Raw genomic sequence first — 18276 nt, 5'->3', positions numbered from 1 at the left:
TGTTTCCTTAGGATTTGAGTTTAAACACAACAGGAATGCTAATTTCAATGGCCTCTTTAGGCGGTAATTCAAAAGGAAGCGCGTCCATAACCGCCGCTATGGCACTACGGTCAAGAACGGATTTCCCACTGGATTTGGTTACTTTAATGGAGGAAGCCTGCACCAAACCGTTTGCATGAATTAAAAATTTGACAATGGTTTCACCCTCAATTCCCATGCGTTTTGCTTGTGTGGGGTACTGTAATGCCTCTTGAATTTTTTGGCGTACATTATAAAGATATATATTGAGTGCCTCTTGATTGATAGCAGGAGCTGGCTGTTGTACGCTCTGAGGGGTTTCTTTTACGTTACTTGGCGCGGGGGCAGTCACGTGTGGTGTATTGACGGCATCTTGAGTGGGTTTTATCTCTAAAGGCGTGGCACTTTTGAGAGGTTCTTTGACTGGTTTTGGTTTTGCAACGGTTTTAGAAATGACTTTTGGCGGAGGTTCATTTTTGGGTAATTCCAATGGTTTTGGCTCTTCTATTGGTTTTACTCTTTCTTTTTGAATGAGAGGTCTTGGTTCTTCAACAAATGAGATATCGGTGATCACCACTTTTTGAATCAACGGTTTTGAAACGATGATGGTTGTGGAGAAAAGGGCATACCCTAACATGACATGTAAAAAAAGTGAACTAGCAGTTGCGATGCTTGCGTGAGCGATTTTCATGATTCGACTCTGGTTGTTTGAATGGCAAAGGCATTGATGTTGTGTTTTTTACATGCATCAATCACTTTGACCACAAATTCAAAAGGTGTTTTAGCATCACTGCGAATCATGATTTTAGGATTTTCAAGGTGTTCAAGATTATCTTCTATCGCGTCAAGACTCATTGCTTCATCATTGTAATAAAAAATTCCCTCGGCATTTAAAGAGATGACAATGGGTTTGGTATCGTCTTTACTGAAATCTTGTTGCGATGCTTGCGGTAAATTCAGCGGAATTTTTCCCTGCGTGACAAACGTAGCGGTTACCATAAAGATAACCAAAATAACCAACACAATATCGACAAACGGTGTCATATTAATGTCGGCGATTTCATTTTCGTATGAGAGCTTACTTGCCATTCATAAATGCCTCATGTTTTGTGAGAATGACTTTAAGACGTCTAATATAATAGTTATACGCAATCACACATGGGATGGCGACAAAAAGTCCTGTAGCAGTAGCAATAAGCGCTTCTGAGATACCTTGCATGATGGGTTGGACATCAAATGCATGATTAGCCCCAATCATATGAAATGCTTGAATAATGCCTAGAACCGTTCCAAAAAGTCCGATAAAAGGGGCATTATTTCCAAAAGTCGCTAAAATGCCTAACCTTGCTTCCAAAAGCAATCGCAAGGCATATTCATCCATCGTTTTATAGTTTTTTTCAATGCCGTTATAGGCTAAAGCACGTTCAATCATAACACCAACACCAATGACGCTCATCGCAATTAAAACCCACAATACAGGGTCAATTCCAAATTGTGCAAACGATAAAAGCTTTTCACTCAGCACTCTCTTCTCCTTCAAAAGCGACACCCCTTTTCCTCAGTCGATATGTATTTAACTATATAACGACTGAGCGAAAAAGAGCTGACAACAAGAAACGGTTAATTATATCGTAATATATCTATAAATACAACGTAAATTATACTGCTTCATCAAATATCTTTTCATTGTATTTTGCATAAAAAATAACCATTTTATCTTTTTGAATGCTTTGTGCTATACTGCTTCATCAAATTTAAATCATGAGAATTGATAGGAAAACGTATGTTAGAAGCACGACTTTGGATGAAAAAAAGTGATAAGAATTATCTAGGGAAAGGACGGATTGAGCTGCTAGAGCAAATACGCCAACACGGTTCTATTCATGCCGCGGCCAAAGCAATGAAAATGAGTTACAAAGCGGCATGGGATTCAGTAGACGCTATGAACAATCTTTCAGAAACGCCACTCGTTCAAAAAATAAGCGGCGGAAAAGGCGGCGGCGGTACTTTCTTAACTGCTAAAGGTGAAGAAGTCATTGAGGCATTTCACACCCTACAAAGTAAGCACCAACAATTCTTAGACATTTTTGCCAACAGCGATGATTTAAGTGCAATTGTCCAATCCCTCAGTCGCCTCTCCTTAAAACTCAGCGCGCGCAATCAACTCAGTGGTGTTATCACCGACATTAAAGAAGACAGGGTCAATGTCTGGATTGAGATGACAATTAAAGGCTCAGACAAACTTTTTGCCACCATTACCAAAAGCAGTTACAGCGACCTAGGCTTAACACTGGGTGAAAATATCATCGCGATTATAAAAGCCAGTTCCGTTCTTATTTCAAAAACAAAACCAACTATTACCTGTGAAAATCTTTTGCATGGACATGTCGTTCAAATTTTAAGCGATACCTCTAATACCGAAGTTACGCTTGAACTAGAGAGTAAAAGTACCATTACGGCAACCATCGCCAATGAGACATTTGAGACTTTAGGGCTAAAAATCAACGATGAAGCGTATGCCTTTTTTAAAGCCTCAAATATTATTTTAGGTGTCTAAAGCACGGGGACACAAAAGTGAACCCCTTGCTTTGTTTTTTCCAATACGACTTCAATACCATAGAGCATCTGAATGGTTTGTGCTGTGAGTAATGATGTCGTCTTATCACATCCTATCATTTCACCATGTTGCATCATAGCAACACGATTGGTTGCATACAAGGCATGGTCTGGATAGTGTGTCGTTTTCAAAAATGTATAGCCCTCTTTTGCTAAGCTTTTCACTAAGCGTAACAGTTTGATTTGATTGCCATAATCTAGCCCATTGACAGGTTCATCCATAAAGAGAATTTTTGCTTCTTGTGCTAAAGCACGCGCAATTAAAACCAACTGCTGTTGCCCGCCACTGAGTATCGCGTACGGTTGTTTCTCACAAGCGTGCATTCCAACTTTTTCCAATGATTGCATGGCAATCGTATAATCATTCGCAGCATAACTTGAGAACATCGTCGTATGCGCTAAACGTCCCATCATCACCACTTCTAGCACGGTATACGCAAAAGGAATTTTATGCATTTGTGGTACATAAGCAATTTTTTGTGCCATCTCTTTTTTGGAATAGGCACTGAGCTTTTTACCTTCTAATCGTATCTCCCCTTGGGCTTTATACAGCCCCAACAAGATTTTCATTAAGGTACTTTTTCCACTGCCGTTGGGACCTAAAAGGGCTATGACATCACCTTGTTCGATAGAGAAATCAATATTTTTAAGAATCGTCTTTTTACCGTATGCAAAAGAGATGTTTTGTGCATGAAGTATGTTCATCCTATTCCTTCGCGCGCGTTTTTTAAGACAACAATAAAAATAGGAATTCCAATCAGAGAGGTTAATATGCCAATAGGAATTTCATAATTCATCATCAATCGCGATACATTATCCACGACAACTAGAAAAATCGCGCCAATAAAGGCGCTCATCGGAAGGACAATTTGATTATCCGCGCCAAAAACAAGCCTCGTAATGTGTGGTATTATCAGTCCTATCCAGCCGATAACACCTGCTAATACGACGCTTAGAGCACTTAAAAGTGTCGCAAAAAATATCGCCGTTATTTTTAGGAATACAACATTCACGCCTAAGGCTTTGGCCTCTTCATCCCCAAGGCTCAGGGCGTTGAGGTATTTAGAAAGCAAAACCAATGCAATCATACTGATGAGCATCGGCATCAATAACATGTAAATACTCTCTTTACTGCTGAGTGCTAAATTGCCCATCAACCAATAGACAATCGTTGGTAACGTGTTTTGCGGATCAGCGGTATATTTAAGTACCGATAAAAAGGAGGTAAACAAAGAACTGCTGATAATTCCTCCCAGTACGAGTACAATCATATTTTTAGTTCCTCTGTATAAAAAAGCAATTCCTATGGCCAAAGCCACGGCACCAAAACCACCGATAAACGCTAAAAGTTGAATGCCAAACCATGATGTTTCAAGCACCATGCCAAGAGCTGCACCAAACGATGCACCGGCAAGCACTCCCAAAATTCCAGGAGAGACTAAAGGATTTAGAAACATCGCTTGAAAAGTGCTACCCGCCATAGATAGGGCTGCACCAATTAATGCGGCGGCAATAATGCGAGGTAATCTAATTTCAAAGAGAACATTTGAGATAGCATCATACGAGTCTTTAGGTAACGCTGTCTCCCATCCCAAAAATGTCTTTAAAAATGCAATGTATTCATCAAGTGTAATCGTAAATTTTCCCAAAAAAAGTGAAATTTGAATTGAACAGATCAACAAAAATACAAAAACAATCAAAACTTTTTTTTGCTTCAACATACATTTCCTTAGCAAACTGAGCGAATTTTGAGGTCGCATTATATCATTATACTACAAAATATACAGCGTTAAAAGTGACGTATTTATTAAGATTTATGCCTATTTATAACGTCAAAAAGCGTTCAATGGTGAATAATTAGTCATATTTTTTCTTTAAAAGAACAATTTTTAACCATTTTGCTGTTCGTTATATCTTGTAATATATAACATGCTTTGCTATCATTATGCTTTTATTTATATAACGTTATAGAGTAAAAGTTATTATTGAAATTAATGCACGCAAAGGAGAATGTAATGCCTGTAATGATTGATGGTGTCAAAGTTCAGCTTTTTAGTGAATGTGATACCAATGCGCCTTTTCCCATAGCAGATGAGAACCCTAGACGAGGTTATCCTAAAATTGACCTCATCTGTCCAGAAGTTTTTTTTCCTTCCAATAAAACCTTTTTACGTTTAGGCGAAGCGAAAATCCGTGAACTTGTCAAAATACACCATGAGCTTATCCGTAAAAGCAAACTGGCACATTTGTATCCTAAAGAGGATGCCGCGTTTGAGATAGCAACGAAAAAAATTGAAGATTTCTTTGTACAAATGTTAGGAGGCAGTGATATTTACACTTCAGTTCAGGGTCATCCAAAACTAAGAGATCGTCATTTCCCGTTTGAAGTCACAGAAGCAGGACGGGACATTTGGTTGATGTGTTTTAAAAAAGCTCTAAAACTCGCCCACGTTCCCAAAGAGCTTCTTCCTGAAATTTGGGACTGGGTCGAATCGCTCTCGATGCGTTTGGTCAATCGACGAACCTCCATGAAAGAACTTAACCGTTATCCATATGAAAGCATTCAAAACTATTTTGATGCCGACTAACCTCTTTACATGTAAAACGATATTTGAACAAGGAATACTATGAAAATGCTTCCCTTTTCCCTCATTGTGTTGAGCTTTTGCTCCCTGAGCGCATTGGCCGCACAAAGTGTTACATTAGAACCTGTAGCGATTGAAGAAGAAAAAGAGTCGATACAACCCCCTCTTTTAAGCAATACCTATACAACAGTTTCCACAGAGGCTTCTACGACACAATCTATGACGGTCAATGACACCCTAAAAGATCAGTTTTTTGTTTCATATAAAAAAGCAGGCGAATACAATTCAGAACCTTATATTAGAGGTCGTGGTACCAATGGTGTCCCTGTCTACTTAGAAGGATTGCGTCTTAATGAAGGGCACAGTGACTCGGCCAACTTGTTTAATATGACCGATGTCGCTGAAGTTGATGTTTACCGAGGTGCCAATGGAGCGACCCTTGGCATGGGCGCAATGAGTGGCGGCGTGGTTGTGAAGTTTAAAGAACCAAAATTCAGTAGCTCCGATGAATTTCAAGAGACCAGTTTTGTGAATGCCAAAACCTCTTTGTTTTCCACAACAGGGTATGCAACCACACTAGGAACATCGGTTTATAATCAATTTGTCAATCTCTCTTTAAGCGGTGGCATTAGTGATTATCACAACTACGACAATGGCAATGGCGATGAAGTCCTGCATTCACAATCGGATGCGACCAATTACAACGTCGCAGCGGCAATTAAAACAGGAGATGATAGTTACATTTATGGGCGTTTCATGCGCGATTTAAGCTCTTCACAAGACCCACTTTCACGCTACCAACAATCCGGTATTTGGTACTATACGGATCATCCCGATGATGATGCAAAAACGTATTTTTTCGGGTTTAAAAAAGGCGAATGGAACGGTCTTAGCAATATTGACCTCCAATTTTTTGGCAATGACTTGCATTATGATGTCAATACCAAAAAAGAGACAACGGTTCCTTATGCAACAGAATTGTACCGAGAAAGCAAAACAAAAGGCGCTAAATTATCTGCTAATGAACAGCTCAATGACAACCATCTTCTTACATTTTCAGCTCTCTATTCACGCATGGAAATTACCAATGGTGTTCGACAATGGAATTCAGGGACAAGTGCTTGGAATGATTGGATGAGCGCTTTTGGTATTACCGGAGGCAATATTACGTCCATCGGCTTTAAAATAGACGATGACATCCACTACGATAAAGCATTCTATAACATCGCTTTAGGCTATGAAAATGTCAAACGTAATGTTGATTCCAATGTAAATACGACGAAATTAAGTGGTCTTGTTCCTGTTGAATTATACCCCTTGATTCAGCAAACAGATACGCATGAAAGGGACAACCTTTTATCGCTCAGTTTAAAAGCAGGGTATGAAATTTCACCCGCATTCATTCCTTATATCAAACTCTCAAATTCAGAACGAACACCTTACTTCAACGAAGCCTATGGCAACAATCCAAGCAACGGCAGTCAAATCCCCAACCAAACCCTTAAAAACGAAAAGGTGTGGGGTATGGATGTAGGTTTTGATGGAGCGTATGAGAAGTTTTATTATACGACAGCACTCTATTACCAACGCTACACCGATTATATTGAACTTGTCAAAACAGGCTATCTTACGACAGGCGGTCTTCCTATCAAACGTTATGTCAATTTGGACGATGCAACGATTTATGGTGCTGAAATCATGGGAGGGTATAAACTGGGTCATGACCTGTTTGTTGAAGCGTCTTATCTTTATACTTACGGTCAAAATGAAGATGACGACACACCTTTAGCATTCATTGCTCCACAAAAACTCACCCTATCGTTAGCGCAAAAAAAAGACAAAGGTCTTAGTTGGAAACTGGAAGAAGTCTTTGTCGATAATCAAGACCGCATCTCTAGCGTCAATGGTGAGGTTGCAACCCCAGGATATGCTTTAAGTAACGCCTCTATCAGTTATGGCTTTACTAAACTGGGTGTTTTAAAACATGCTGTTGTGAGTTTTGAGCTGAACAATATCTTTGATAAAAATTATCGAGAACATCTGGATAAAGTCTCTTCTACTGCATGGTATTTGCCTGACAATCCCGGTATCAACGGCGTGCTTTCACTCAAAGCTACATTTTAAGGAGATACTATGCGATATTTATTCGTTTTGTTACTTGTGTTAGCTTCATTACAAGCAGACACAAGAGTTTTTACCGATATTCGCGGCAACAGCGTTACGCTTGCAGACCCTATAGAAAGAGTGTATGGTTCAGCGCCACCGATTACATTTATGCTTTATGTCATCGATGATAAACAACTGGTGGGAGTTAATTTCCCACAAAAAAATGATGCCAATACCAATGGCGATATGTTTTTAAGTGACTCTTTTATGAAACTTCCCATTCTTGGAGGTTGGCACGGTAATAATACCCCAAACCTTGAAGCGATTATGAACAAAAAGCCTCAAGTCATTATTACATGGGATACGGCACTGCTGAATGATAAAACGCAAAATGACTTGAAGAAGATAGGCATTCCTGCGCTTAAAGTCAATATAGACCAATCCGAAAATTATCCTGAAGTATTTCGCTATTTAGGAAAAGTTGTCCAAAGAGAAACGCGCGCCAACGCTTTGGCAGATATGGCACAAACCTATTTGGATGAACTCAAAAATTTTGTTGCGACGATTCCGGAGAATGAACGACCCAAGGTCTATTATGCAGAAGGGAAGCAAGGGTTACAAACCGAATGCGATATCTCTTTTCACTCGGAACCTTTTCTCAAAGCAGGCGGGAATCTTGTTCATAAATGTGTTCAAAACAGCGTCATTGGTATGCAAGAGATTAGTTTTGAGCAAGTGATGACCTATAATCCTGATGTGATTATCGTTCAAGACGAACAGTTTTATAAGACGATTTTTCAAGATAAAAAATGGGCTATGCTCAAGGCTGTCAAGGCAAAAAGAGTCTATTTAGTACCCAAAACACCTTTCAATTGGACAGACCGCCCTCCTTCTTTTATGCGTATCATTGGAGCGCATTGGTTAGCAAGTCTTTTTTATCCAAAACAGTATCCTTATTCGATTCAGTCTAAAGTGAAAGCGTATTATCAACTCTTTTTTGGCGTTACTCTCAGTGATGCCGATTTAAAACGTTATTTCAATCTTTAAAATGAGGTCATACTATCGTGGTATAGTTCTATAAAGGTTATCACAGCATCTTGAAGTTACAGCAAAATTTCGTTATAGTTTTAAGGATATAACGCATTAAAGGATTCTCTATGGAACTAGCCTTATCTTTTTGGGACAATATGGCGAAACATTATCCACATTACAATGATGTTTCAATGAGTGATGATGTACAACATGTACTAGAATGGTGCGCGAGTAAAGGCATCGCTTTTAATCATATGTCTATCTTAGATATAGGCTGTGGTACAGGAACCGTTGCAATTCCTCTTGCACTCAAAGGAGCAAAAGTAACCGCAATAGATGTTTCGATGGGGATGTTAGATATTTTAAAAGAAGACGCAGCGTCTCTTAATTTAGAACATCCTATTAAAACACACCAAACAGATTGGGAAACCTTTAACGTACCGCAAACATATGACATTGTCATGGCCTCCATGACACCTGCTATTTCCAATGAAAGCCATATTGACAAAATGCTTGACGCAACACATGCTATGGGTATTTATATCGGCTGGGGGTCGTACAGACGCAACCACCTTGTCGATGCGCTTACACTGGCACATCAAGTACCTGAAAAAACATTATCAGGAGGCTGTGTCAAAGCCGCACAATTTATGAATATTTTAAAAGAACGCTCGATCTCTTTTGAATTTGATTATTTTAAAACTGCTTGGAAAGATGCTTATACGTATGAAGATGCATTAGAATACGCATGTGATCAACTTAAACGTAAAGAGATTATTCCTAATATTCAAAAAGTCGAGGCAATTTTACACGATTTTATGGAGAACGATACGGTGATTATTGAAACAGAAGCAGAAAAAGGTATTGTTCTTTTTTCAACATGCAATGCAATAAAACAGTACGGTTGTTGTCCTAAGTCGTATTAAAAAAGGAGCTAACCATGCGCTGTACTATCTGTGAGCGAAGATGTAATGTCGAAGAAACAGGCATTGGGGCGTGCGGGCGCTACCAATGTCAAAACGGTACAATGATTGAGCGCTTTCCTAACTCCTATCTTGTGGTCGCTCCTATTTCGGCTGAGACGATGCCCGTGCTTCATTTTCATCCCCGTGCGAAATTTTTGCAGATTAGTACCACCGGGTGTAATTTTGACTGTTTAGGATGCATCTCAACGGTGGTGGCGAAAGAGATGGATGTGCAAAGTCCTGCACTTAAAAAACTCTCTCCCATGCAAATCATCAATAAAGCGCTTGAGCTAGAGTGCGACGGTATCGCTTTTTTAATGAACGATCCCCTCGCCTCTTTTTATACCTTTCTTGAAATTTGCACGCTTGCTAAAGAGTGTGGGCTGCTGACAGGCTGTTCTACCAATGGCTATTTCACACCCGAGTCGCTTGAGCTACTCGCTCCACATTTGGATTTTGTCAATATTGGACTTAAAGGCTTGTGCAATGACGTCTACAGAAGTTGTGGCGCAAAAAGTTACAAACCCGTTTTACGCAATATTGAGCTCTTTTACTGCAAAGGGGTGCATGTCGAAGTAGCGTGTATTCATAAAAAAGATAACGACGAGGAAGTGCTTGCCATTGCAGACACGTTGGCAAAGATTTCAAAAGAGATTCCCCTTCAAATCATGCGCTTCATTCCGATTGATGATGCCAATATTAACCTTGAACCTTCCATCTTAGATTCTGAAAGGCTTTACAAAAAACTCGTATCGCGCCTTGATTATGTCTATCTTTTTAACTCCCCAGGCTCAGAGTGTCTCAATACCTATTGCCCCGAATGTGGCGCGCTCATTTTTGAGCGAGATTTTTACGGCCCTATGGGGTCAAAATTAAGAACCATCAGCCACAACTATCAAAACAATACTTGTTCACACTGTCATCACACACTTCCTATCGTAGGAGCTCCTCGTAAAAACGTCTTTGATGAAGATGGTTTTGAAGGTGGATACCCTCTTACTAGAGCCTTAGAAATTGTCGAAGGAACACTCGCAACACTCGGAGTGACAGAGCAAAAAGAGGTTACAAGATGTTGGGAAGAACTTTTACGTGGAGATGGGCTGAAGCGTTTACATGTAAACATTCAAAACTTTGAAGATTATGCCAACACCATCCATTATCTTGCCACAATGACCCACACAGAACCTACCGCACAAAAGCTTTTAGACTATATGCGAGGCACAATTGCCATGATTGCGCAAGAACTCCCCAAGGTAGTAACAAAGCCACATGTTTATTACGTGATGGGCAAACCTTTATTTGCACTCGAAGAGGAGCGACTTGAAAATCAATTGGTCGAGATGGCAGGGGGTATCAGTGTCAATAAAACGCTCAGTTTAAAAGGAAGACCTGGTCGAAAAATCTCGGTTGAGACACTCAATGAACTCAACCCAGACGTTATTTTTATCTCTTCATTTTTGGATTGTCCATTAGATGAGTTTTACACCTTTTGTGAAGAACAAGGCATTGTCGTGAATGCTGTAAAAAACAGACGCATCCACATGCATCTTGCCCCTTGCTTTGATTTTGGAAGTCCCCGATGGATTTTAGGCTTGATGCACATTGCCAATATGCTGCATCCTGAACTTTATCATTTTGATGTTTTGAAAGAGGCAACACTCTTTTATCAGACGTTTTACGACACGCCCTTAGCCATTGCTTCCATCAATCGCTCTTTTGCAAAACCAAATCAACACTATAAAATGAACTAAACGAAATAATGTGTATAGTCTGCACTCTCAAACTAACAATAAATGCCGTAAAATTTTTGAATGATTCATTTTTAATCAATTTTAAACGCATTCTATGATTAAATTTCGTTATAGTTTTATGTATATAACGATTGTCGAGGAGATACAATGGAATCTGCTTTCAATTTTTGGGACACAATGGCAAAACGCTATCCACGCTATAACGATGCTGCAATGAGTAAAGACGTGGAACACATCATTAATTGGTGCCAAAACAGAAATGTCTCATTTGATAAAGCATCCATTTTAGACATTGGTGCAGGAACGGGAACGATAGCGATTCCTCTGGCCCAAAAAGGGGCTAACGTTACGGCTATTGACCTCTCTTGTGGGATGCTAAAAGCACTCAATGAAGACGCCTTGCACATAGGGGTTTCGCCAAGCATCAGTACCCATCAAAGTGACTGGGATTCGTTTCCTCTTTCTCAAAAATATGACATTGTCATTGCGTCAATGACGCCTGCTATCAGTGACCATGACAAAATGGAAAAGATGATTAGTGCCTCTCATAACATTGGCATTTACGTCGGATGGGGAAAATACCGCACCAATAAGCTTGTTCATGCTCTCGTAAAAGCACATAATGCCGATGAATGTACTTCAGAAGGGTGCACAAAAGCTTCTCATTTTATTTCAATCCTGACAGAAAAAAATATCCCGTATGAAAGTGATTTTTTTGAGACATCTTGGGCGGATGAATACACCTATGAAGAGGCTAAAACCTATGCTTACGATCAATTAAAACGCCGCAAAATTGAGCCTGATCCAGAGGTTGTTGATGCCATTTTAGCATCCAATACACAAGGAGATAAAGTCTTAGTGCACACAGAAGCCGAAAAAGGCATTATTTTGTGGAGGGTTGCCTAAAAGGAAGATGCCAAGGCATCTTCTATTGTTATTCTTTGATTAAAAGAACATTGACCGCTTTGACAATCACTTTGACTTTATCACCTTCTTTTAAACCCATCTCTTCAATAGACTCTGTCGTCATCACAGAGCTCATTTTACTCGCTACGATATCAGAGACATCTACTTGGCACATGACAGCACCTTTTTTAATACTTTTCACAGTTGCTACAATTTCATTTCGAGCACCATATTTCATTGAACACTCCTTTATTAAAATATAATACTAATGCTACTCCAATGCCTTATAACCTGTCAATTCCAAACGCTTTACGCAAGTTATGTTATAATCTCACCAAATTCTACAAAAGGTTTTTGGGATGTTTTACACCCTTTTGGCTATTTTCACAGGCGCTGGTTTTGGTGCAATCATGCGCTGGTTCTTAGGCGCAAAACTCAATTCTCTTTACCCGATACTTCCCTTAGGAACACTCAGTGCTAATCTTTTGGGAGGGTACCTTATCGGTCTTGCCATTGCTTTTTTTGCTTCCAATACAGCACTTGCTCCCGAATGGCGACTTTTTATTATCACAGGTTTTTTGGGTGGTCTTACAACATTTAGTACGTTTAGTGCTGAAATTGTCACGATGTTTCAAGATGGTAAAATGAGTATAGGCATCGTTGCAACACTTTTACATGTCATAGGCTCAATGACAATGACACTCCTTGGCATGGGTACTTATGCACTAATACAAAAAGGAATCATATGAAAGGTTTTCAACTTGTGTTTTCTACGTTGCAAAGCAGAAAACATCCTAATGGTGAACATATCAGTACGTGGTTAGTCCTTGTAGCAGAACAACTGGGTATCAAGGGTGTCACGGTCTTACATGCGGCACAAGGCGTGGGTCGTGATGGCAAACTGCACTCGGCAACTTTTTTTGAACTGGCGGATGAACCTCAAGAGATCATTATGAATGTCAGTGAAGAAGAATGTAAAGCGCTTTTTGAACTTTTATCACGCGAAAAACTTGGTCTTTTTTATACTAAAACCGCTATTGAATATGGCTCGCTCTAAGCATTGTACTTTTTACATGTAAAAACTGACATTTAAACATTCTCTTGCTCAACATTCTTTAGACCTATCGGTTTTTTATGGCTTTTGAGTCTTTCTAAGTATGCATTAACATTTCATTACACATTATGTTTATTGACTCTCTTGTTTGATTTTTTCCGTTTGACTTCCAAAATATTATAAATTTTACATGTAAAGATTAATATTAATATTTTCAATCATAAAAATAGGGTTATTCTTATTTTAAATTAAAAAACTCTATTTTTAACATGACGAAAAATATTTTTACTTTATAGAAACATATTTAAAGCTTATTTTTAGGTTTTATTTTGATACAAGAAACAATATTTACGTGATAAAGTATTATTAATCATAAATTGCACAAAAATGCAAAAATACTGCCCAATATTACAATGTCTTTAAAAGCACTATATATTCGATATTTTAAATGATTTAATGTTACAAAAATGACACTTTTTAAACATTACTTTTCTCAAAAGTACCATCATTTATCGTAAAAATCCATTTATATGCTTCTACCCTATTTGATATACTTTTTCAAAATTTACATAATTTAAAGCATTTAAAATCTCAAAAGTGACGAAAAATTATATAAAAATAATCTATTTATATAATTTTTCTTATAAAAATTTATTGAAATACTATTGCAAGGAAATAACATGACTGCTCCTGTTTTCAATTTTTCCGAAGAGGCTTTTAGAATCGAAAAAATTGAGTTTATGAATCCTGTTCCTAGACATAAACACAACTGTTATGAACTTTTTTTTATTGCAGAGGGAGATGGACGCTTTTATATCGATTGTCAAAGTTATGATATTCAAAAGAACACTTTTTTTCTGATCTCTCCTAATCGAATTCATGGCTGGGAATATACCCATAATCTACATGCCTATTTAATCAAATTTGACCTATCACTTTTTCTTGACAACTTTTTTAGTGAGCATATCTCAATTTTTCATTTTGACACGGTCAATCTCATGGAAGAAGAATCCAAATCCATACGAAATATCCTTGACCAATTACATGAAGAATACCTATCACCTCAAAGCTTTAAAGAGTTTACTATAAGCAATTTATTGCATATTTTGCTCATTTATATTCAACGCGCTCTTCCAGCAAAAGTTTCTACCCATGCAACCAATGTTGTCGTTTCTAAATTAGATGATTTAATGCACCATAACAATTACCAACTGACGTCTGTTGCTTACTATGCGAAGAAACTTAAAATCAGTATTAAGCAACTCAACCTCGCTATTAAAGAGATGACAGGACTGAATAGCAGTGATTACATCCGTTCTAAAACGATGTTAGAAGCGAAAAGACTCCTTAAATACGACTCTTTAACATGCAATGAAATTGCTGACAAGCTTGGCTTTATGGACCCTGGTTATTTTAGCCGCTTCTTTAAAAGAGAAGTGGGTGTCTCACCAAAATTGTTTCGAAACCCAATGGGCGAAAAGTACAATTTTTAATAACCAAAATCCATTTTAAATAATTTTACTAGTAGTTATAATTCAACTATATTTTAACTTTCGGAGGAATATTATGAAAAAATTCGCAGGTGTACTTTTAAGTACAGTCGTTTGTGGCACTTTGGCGAGTGCGCAGATCGTTCAACAATTTGAACCAGAAAAAGACACTTCAGCTTTCAAAGGAAAACCTGAAGTTAGCTTTTCAACAGACTTATCTTTTTACTACCAAGGATTAAGTCAAAATTATACAGGTACGACTGCTAACGGAACAACTTATACTGATCCAACTAAGTCAGCAATCGAATCTGGTCTTATTTTGCCTACAGCTAACTTTGACATTGACGCAAAAGTGATGAGTGGTTTTAATGTAAAATTACAAACCATGCTAGCAAGTCACCATCATAATGATACGTATGTAAAAGGTGGTTATGCAACGATTGATAACCTTGATTTTGTTGCACCTGGATTTTTATCAGGCATTATGAAAGATACAACCATCAAAATCGGTGTTAATGACATTGACTATGGTGACGATCACTATCGAAGAACAGACAATGCCAACGTTATGAGAAACCCATTCATTTCCAATATGGCAGTTGAAGGTTATCTACAAGGTACCCATTTAGAAGTTCTTTATCGTATCCCTGCCATTAGCTCTTTTGTTGTCATGGGTGTAACCAATGGTCAAGCAAACCCACAAGATGTTGCAAAAACGGAATACGATGCTGATGCAGGTACAGCAAGCAGTAATCGCTATGCACTCTATGGAAAATTCGGCTTTGACCACCAATACAATGATGACCTAAGATTTAGAGCAACTGAGTCTATTTATTCTATTAATGGCGCAAATAGACAAGATTTGTATGAAAGTGATAAAGCCGGTGACGTTATTACAAGCGTTTTTGGTGCAGGTTCATCAGATGCAATCTCATCTGGCTGGCAAGCAATGTCTGGATATATTCAAACTCCAGGCGGTACATACGTCTTAAAACAAGCAGCAGATATTCTTGCTTCTAAAACAAACCTTTTCTTAAAATACAAAGATACAGAAGTGTACGGAATGTTTGAGACAGTCGATGGTGCTGATGTCTATGACAAGTCTATGAAAATGAACCACTATGCGATTGATCTTGTTCAACGTTTCTACAATGATAAATTCTGGGCAGCTGCTCGTTATGAAAATGCTGTTGTAAAATATGCAGACGCTTTCAACGATTTTGGTGATGCTGAATTAACACAATATCAAGCAACACTTGGTTGGTTCCTCTCTAAAAATGCCGTTGCAAAACTTGAATATATCAAACAAGAGCGTGAGAAATTTTCTATCTACAAAGATGGAAAAGCTGATTTTGATGGCTTTATGATTAATGCATCATTGAGCTTCTAATTTTATAAGGATTTAACGTGAAAAAATTGATTTGTGGCCTTTTATTGTTATCCAGTTTTGTTTTTGCTGAAAGTATTGAAATTCATGGAACATCAACGCTCCATGATTGGAAAATGGTTTCTGATAAAACAAATGTCGTGTTTGAAAATGACGGTTCTAAAATTACAAAATTGAATGTTTCTGTTCAAATCAAAACACTGAAAAGTGGTGATGAAGGACTTGATGAGAAAGCCTATGACACACTTAAGATTGATCGCAACAACGTCATTACGTTTAAAATGACAGAAGCTGACCTTGCTGCTGGTACCATTAAAGGTGTTTTCAAAGTTCTTGATAAAGAACAAACACAAACTTTAAAACCTGAAGTTCTTACACTGGATCGTGTAGCAGGTAACTTTAAAGTTAAGATGACAGATTTTGGTCTTGAAATTCCATCTGTTATGTTTGGGGCTATCAAATCAGGTGATGAAGTCACTGTTAAATACGATATTAAAAAGTAGTCTTTATATCCGTGTGTAAAAGGTTCTCCGCCAAGCGCCTTTTACACCTTTTTTGCTAATTTCATTATTTCTTCCAAGATTAACGATTGTACTATTTTATTCTTTTAAAGTGTAAAAGTACAATCATTAATCTTTATAATCTATTTTTTTGTTTTATCTATCTTGTTATACTTTCCATGACTTTTACACATAAGGAATAGAAATGATGACAAGAACATGTCCATTACGCGCATTCGTATGGAATGAAGATTTAGGAAAATTTATCTTGCGCTTGAGTATCGCAGGACTGATGCTTTTTCATGGGTTTAAAAAATTTTTAGGCGGTATTGCCTTTGTTAAGATGTTGGTTGTGCAAGCTGGCTTACCGGAATTTTTTGCTTATGGCGTTTATATGGGAGAATTGATTGTTCCATGTGCGCTTATTCTTGGGTTTTATACGCGAATCAGTGCACTTATTTTGAGTGGAACAATGGTTTTTGCCATTTTTTTAGCGTATGGCAACCGTTTTATGATGCTTGAGCCAAAGACCGGCGGGCTGTTGATCGAACTTCCTTTACTGTTTTTACTTGCATCGTTTAGCCTTGTACTTTTGGGTGGGGGTAGATACAGTTTGGATAATCGAATTTTTCAACCTCAAAAAAACTAAAATAACTATACGAACGTCTTATTACACATTAAGTACACATAAGACGTTTATACTGGCTTAGAGAAAAGGAATAATGCTATGGAAAAACCTGTTATTGTATTTTATGAGATGGATCCTACAAGCCCTACAAAAGAAAATACATTTTCAATTAGAGAGATAAGACATACGCCTTCTCCTAAAGATGCACCACCACCGCCTATTCATAGACACCCTTTTTATGAAATAATTTTAGTGACAGCTGGCGAAGGTACCATGCAGGTTGATTTTAAAGACTTTCCAATGCGAACAGGCTCCCTCTTTTTGTTTTCTCCTTCTCAAATTCACCAACCAGTCGTTACCGAAGAGATGCGAGGTTTTTTACTGCGCTTTGACCTGTCTGTTTTTCAAGATAATGAATTTTTTGATAATCTTTCCATTTTCAATTTTGATTATTTATGCATTGAAGAGGTACCATTGGCCGCACTGATGAGTTTAATGGATAGCTTGTGTGACGAATATGGGCATAATCGAACACTCAAACATTGTACGCTTAGCAACCTTCTCAAGCTGTTATTGATTAAAATTCAACGATTATTACCTGATGTTGTCAATGAGACAACCCATACCTCACTTTTTTCAACCCTTAATAAAGCCATGGAAGAGAATCATTTTAAAGTAGCAACCCCTAGTGATTATGCTAAAAAACTTAAAATTCCTATCAAAACACTTCATACAACCGTTAAAGAATACACCGGACTTTCTTGCGGGGAATACATCCGTTCTAAAACAATTATTGAAGCCAAACGCCTCTTAAGCTATACGGCGATGAATGCTAATGAAATCGCTTTTACATTAGGGTTTGATGACGCGGCGTATTTTAGTCGTTATTTCAAACGTGAAACAGGATTTTCTCCCGTACTTTTTAGAAAACATTCTGCTTAAAAAGTGAAGGAACGAAGCGTGATATGTTCACGCTTCGTTTTTACATGTAACCCTTTATATCTTACCTTGGTCCTTGAGTTGCTTATACCAAGAGCTGTGAAGTATTGCAACTTCCTCTTCTTCTTTGTATCCGTTAATCATAGAGTAAATTGCTCCTTTAATAGCAATGGCTGCCATATAAACGTGTACCATAAAGAAGGTGGCTACAACCATACCTAAGATATTATGAATCATCGCACTGATACGAAGCAAATCTATTTGGTTTAATCCAAAAGAGGTTGCTATTGGTGAGAGGT

Annotated in this window: 20 protein-coding genes and 1 pseudogene; 14 read left to right on the top strand and 7 right to left on the bottom strand. The window is 38.0% G+C overall.

Annotated features, from left to right (window positions below):
* Window positions 1-7: 7 nt before the first annotated feature.
* Genes AC5SLP_RS14265 through AC5SLP_RS14255 form a run of 3 tightly spaced genes read right to left on the bottom strand, consistent with a single transcriptional unit; the run spans window position 8 to window position 1543 of the window.
* A complete protein-coding gene (locus tag AC5SLP_RS14265) occupies window positions 8-709 on the bottom strand; it encodes an energy transducer TonB (RefSeq protein WP_495255836.1) in 702 nt (233 codons plus the stop codon).
* Window positions 706-1107, bottom strand: coding sequence for an ExbD/TolR family protein (locus tag AC5SLP_RS14260; RefSeq protein WP_495255835.1), 402 nt, complete (start codon window positions 1105-1107; stop codon window positions 706-708). The genes AC5SLP_RS14265 and AC5SLP_RS14260 overlap by 4 nt, the downstream gene beginning before the upstream one ends.
* Window positions 1097-1543: a MotA/TolQ/ExbB proton channel family protein gene (locus tag AC5SLP_RS14255; RefSeq protein ID WP_495255834.1), complete on the bottom strand. Its 447-nt coding sequence runs from the start codon at window positions 1541-1543 to the stop codon at window positions 1097-1099. Before AC5SLP_RS14255 ends, AC5SLP_RS14260 begins: the two co-directional genes overlap by 11 nt.
* A gap of 258 nt (window positions 1544-1801) precedes the next feature.
* On the opposite strand from AC5SLP_RS14255, the gene AC5SLP_RS14250 reads away from it, so the two are divergent.
* The gene (locus tag AC5SLP_RS14250) at window positions 1802-2575 is read left to right on the top strand and encodes a TOBE domain-containing protein (protein WP_495255833.1); all 774 of its coding nucleotides are present in this window, start codon (window positions 1802-1804) and stop codon (window positions 2573-2575) included.
* Here AC5SLP_RS14250 and AC5SLP_RS14245 read toward each other — a convergent pair.
* On the bottom strand, window positions 2572-3339 hold the full coding sequence (locus AC5SLP_RS14245; RefSeq protein ID WP_495255832.1) for an ABC transporter ATP-binding protein: 768 nt from the start codon (window positions 3337-3339) through the stop codon (window positions 2572-2574). The two genes, AC5SLP_RS14250 and AC5SLP_RS14245, sit on opposite strands and share 4 nt — an antisense overlap.
* Complete coding sequence (locus AC5SLP_RS14240; protein WP_495255831.1) at window positions 3336-4355, bottom strand: FecCD family ABC transporter permease; 1020 nt, start codon at window positions 4353-4355, stop codon at window positions 3336-3338. Before AC5SLP_RS14240 ends, AC5SLP_RS14245 begins: the two co-directional genes overlap by 4 nt.
* A gap of 294 nt (window positions 4356-4649) precedes the next feature.
* Between AC5SLP_RS14240 and AC5SLP_RS14235 the strand changes: the two genes are divergently transcribed.
* The 6 genes from AC5SLP_RS14235 (at window position 4650) to AC5SLP_RS14210 (ending at window position 11979) form a co-directional block, all read left to right on the top strand.
* Complete coding sequence (locus tag AC5SLP_RS14235) at window positions 4650-5222, top strand: globin domain-containing protein (protein WP_495255830.1); 573 nt, start codon at window positions 4650-4652, stop codon at window positions 5220-5222.
* Between the two features lie 39 nt (window positions 5223-5261).
* Window positions 5262-7343, top strand: coding sequence for a TonB-dependent receptor (locus AC5SLP_RS14230; RefSeq protein WP_495255829.1), 2082 nt, complete (start codon window positions 5262-5264; stop codon window positions 7341-7343).
* Between the two features lie 9 nt (window positions 7344-7352).
* On the top strand, window positions 7353-8372 hold the full coding sequence (locus AC5SLP_RS14225) for an ABC transporter substrate-binding protein (protein ID WP_495255828.1): 1020 nt from the start codon (window positions 7353-7355) through the stop codon (window positions 8370-8372).
* A 110-nt stretch (window positions 8373-8482) separates the two neighbouring features.
* The gene (locus AC5SLP_RS14220) at window positions 8483-9283 is read left to right on the top strand and encodes a class I SAM-dependent methyltransferase (protein WP_495255827.1); all 801 of its coding nucleotides are present in this window, start codon (window positions 8483-8485) and stop codon (window positions 9281-9283) included.
* A gap of 14 nt (window positions 9284-9297) precedes the next feature.
* Window positions 9298-11073, top strand: a complete 1776-nt coding sequence (locus tag AC5SLP_RS14215) for a radical SAM protein (protein ID WP_495255826.1) — start codon at window positions 9298-9300, stop codon at window positions 11071-11073.
* Between the two features lie 147 nt (window positions 11074-11220).
* On the top strand, window positions 11221-11979 hold the full coding sequence (locus AC5SLP_RS14210) for a class I SAM-dependent methyltransferase (protein WP_495255825.1): 759 nt from the start codon (window positions 11221-11223) through the stop codon (window positions 11977-11979).
* A gap of 28 nt (window positions 11980-12007) precedes the next feature.
* On the opposite strand, the gene AC5SLP_RS14205 is transcribed toward AC5SLP_RS14210, so the two are convergent.
* Window positions 12008-12217: a TOBE domain-containing protein gene (locus tag AC5SLP_RS14205; protein ID WP_495255824.1), complete on the bottom strand. Its 210-nt coding sequence runs from the start codon at window positions 12215-12217 to the stop codon at window positions 12008-12010.
* 121 nt (window positions 12218-12338) lie between these two features.
* Between AC5SLP_RS14205 and crcB the strand changes: the two genes are divergently transcribed.
* The 7 genes from crcB (at window position 12339) to AC5SLP_RS14170 (ending at window position 17980) form a co-directional block, all read left to right on the top strand.
* Complete coding sequence (gene crcB / locus AC5SLP_RS14200) at window positions 12339-12728, top strand: fluoride efflux transporter CrcB (RefSeq protein WP_495255823.1); 390 nt, start codon at window positions 12339-12341, stop codon at window positions 12726-12728.
* Window positions 12725-13036 (top strand): DUF190 domain-containing protein, encoded by a 312-nt coding sequence (locus tag AC5SLP_RS14195; RefSeq protein WP_495255822.1) that lies wholly within the window; start codon window positions 12725-12727, stop codon window positions 13034-13036. Before crcB ends, AC5SLP_RS14195 begins: the two co-directional genes overlap by 4 nt.
* A 677-nt stretch (window positions 13037-13713) precedes the next feature.
* Window positions 13714-14526 (top strand): helix-turn-helix domain-containing protein, encoded by an 813-nt coding sequence (locus AC5SLP_RS14190; protein WP_495255821.1) that lies wholly within the window; start codon window positions 13714-13716, stop codon window positions 14524-14526.
* A gap of 73 nt (window positions 14527-14599) precedes the next feature.
* The gene (locus AC5SLP_RS14185) at window positions 14600-15913 is read left to right on the top strand and encodes a hypothetical protein (RefSeq protein WP_495255820.1); all 1314 of its coding nucleotides are present in this window, start codon (window positions 14600-14602) and stop codon (window positions 15911-15913) included.
* Window positions 15914-15930: 17 nt separating this feature from the next.
* Window positions 15931-16413 carry a YceI family protein gene (locus AC5SLP_RS14180; RefSeq protein ID WP_495255819.1) on the top strand — a complete coding sequence of 161 codons (483 nt, stop codon included), beginning with the start codon at window positions 15931-15933 and terminating at the stop codon, window positions 16411-16413.
* Between the two features lie 202 nt (window positions 16414-16615).
* The gene (locus AC5SLP_RS14175) at window positions 16616-17059 is read left to right on the top strand and encodes a DoxX family protein (protein ID WP_495255818.1); all 444 of its coding nucleotides are present in this window, start codon (window positions 16616-16618) and stop codon (window positions 17057-17059) included.
* A 78-nt stretch (window positions 17060-17137) separates the two neighbouring features.
* Window positions 17138-17980 carry an AraC family transcriptional regulator gene (locus AC5SLP_RS14170; RefSeq protein WP_495255817.1) on the top strand — a complete coding sequence of 281 codons (843 nt, stop codon included), beginning with the start codon at window positions 17138-17140 and terminating at the stop codon, window positions 17978-17980.
* 54 nt (window positions 17981-18034) lie between these two features.
* On the opposite strand, the pseudogene AC5SLP_RS14165 reads toward AC5SLP_RS14170, so the two are convergent.
* A pseudogene (locus AC5SLP_RS14165) lies at window positions 18035-18276 on the bottom strand (formate dehydrogenase subunit gamma); the annotation flags it as partial.

Source organism: Sulfurospirillum sp. E15m (genome assembly GCF_059415145.1).
Note: the sequence above shows the minus strand (reverse complement) of the source record. Positions and strands in the feature narration are given on the sequence as shown.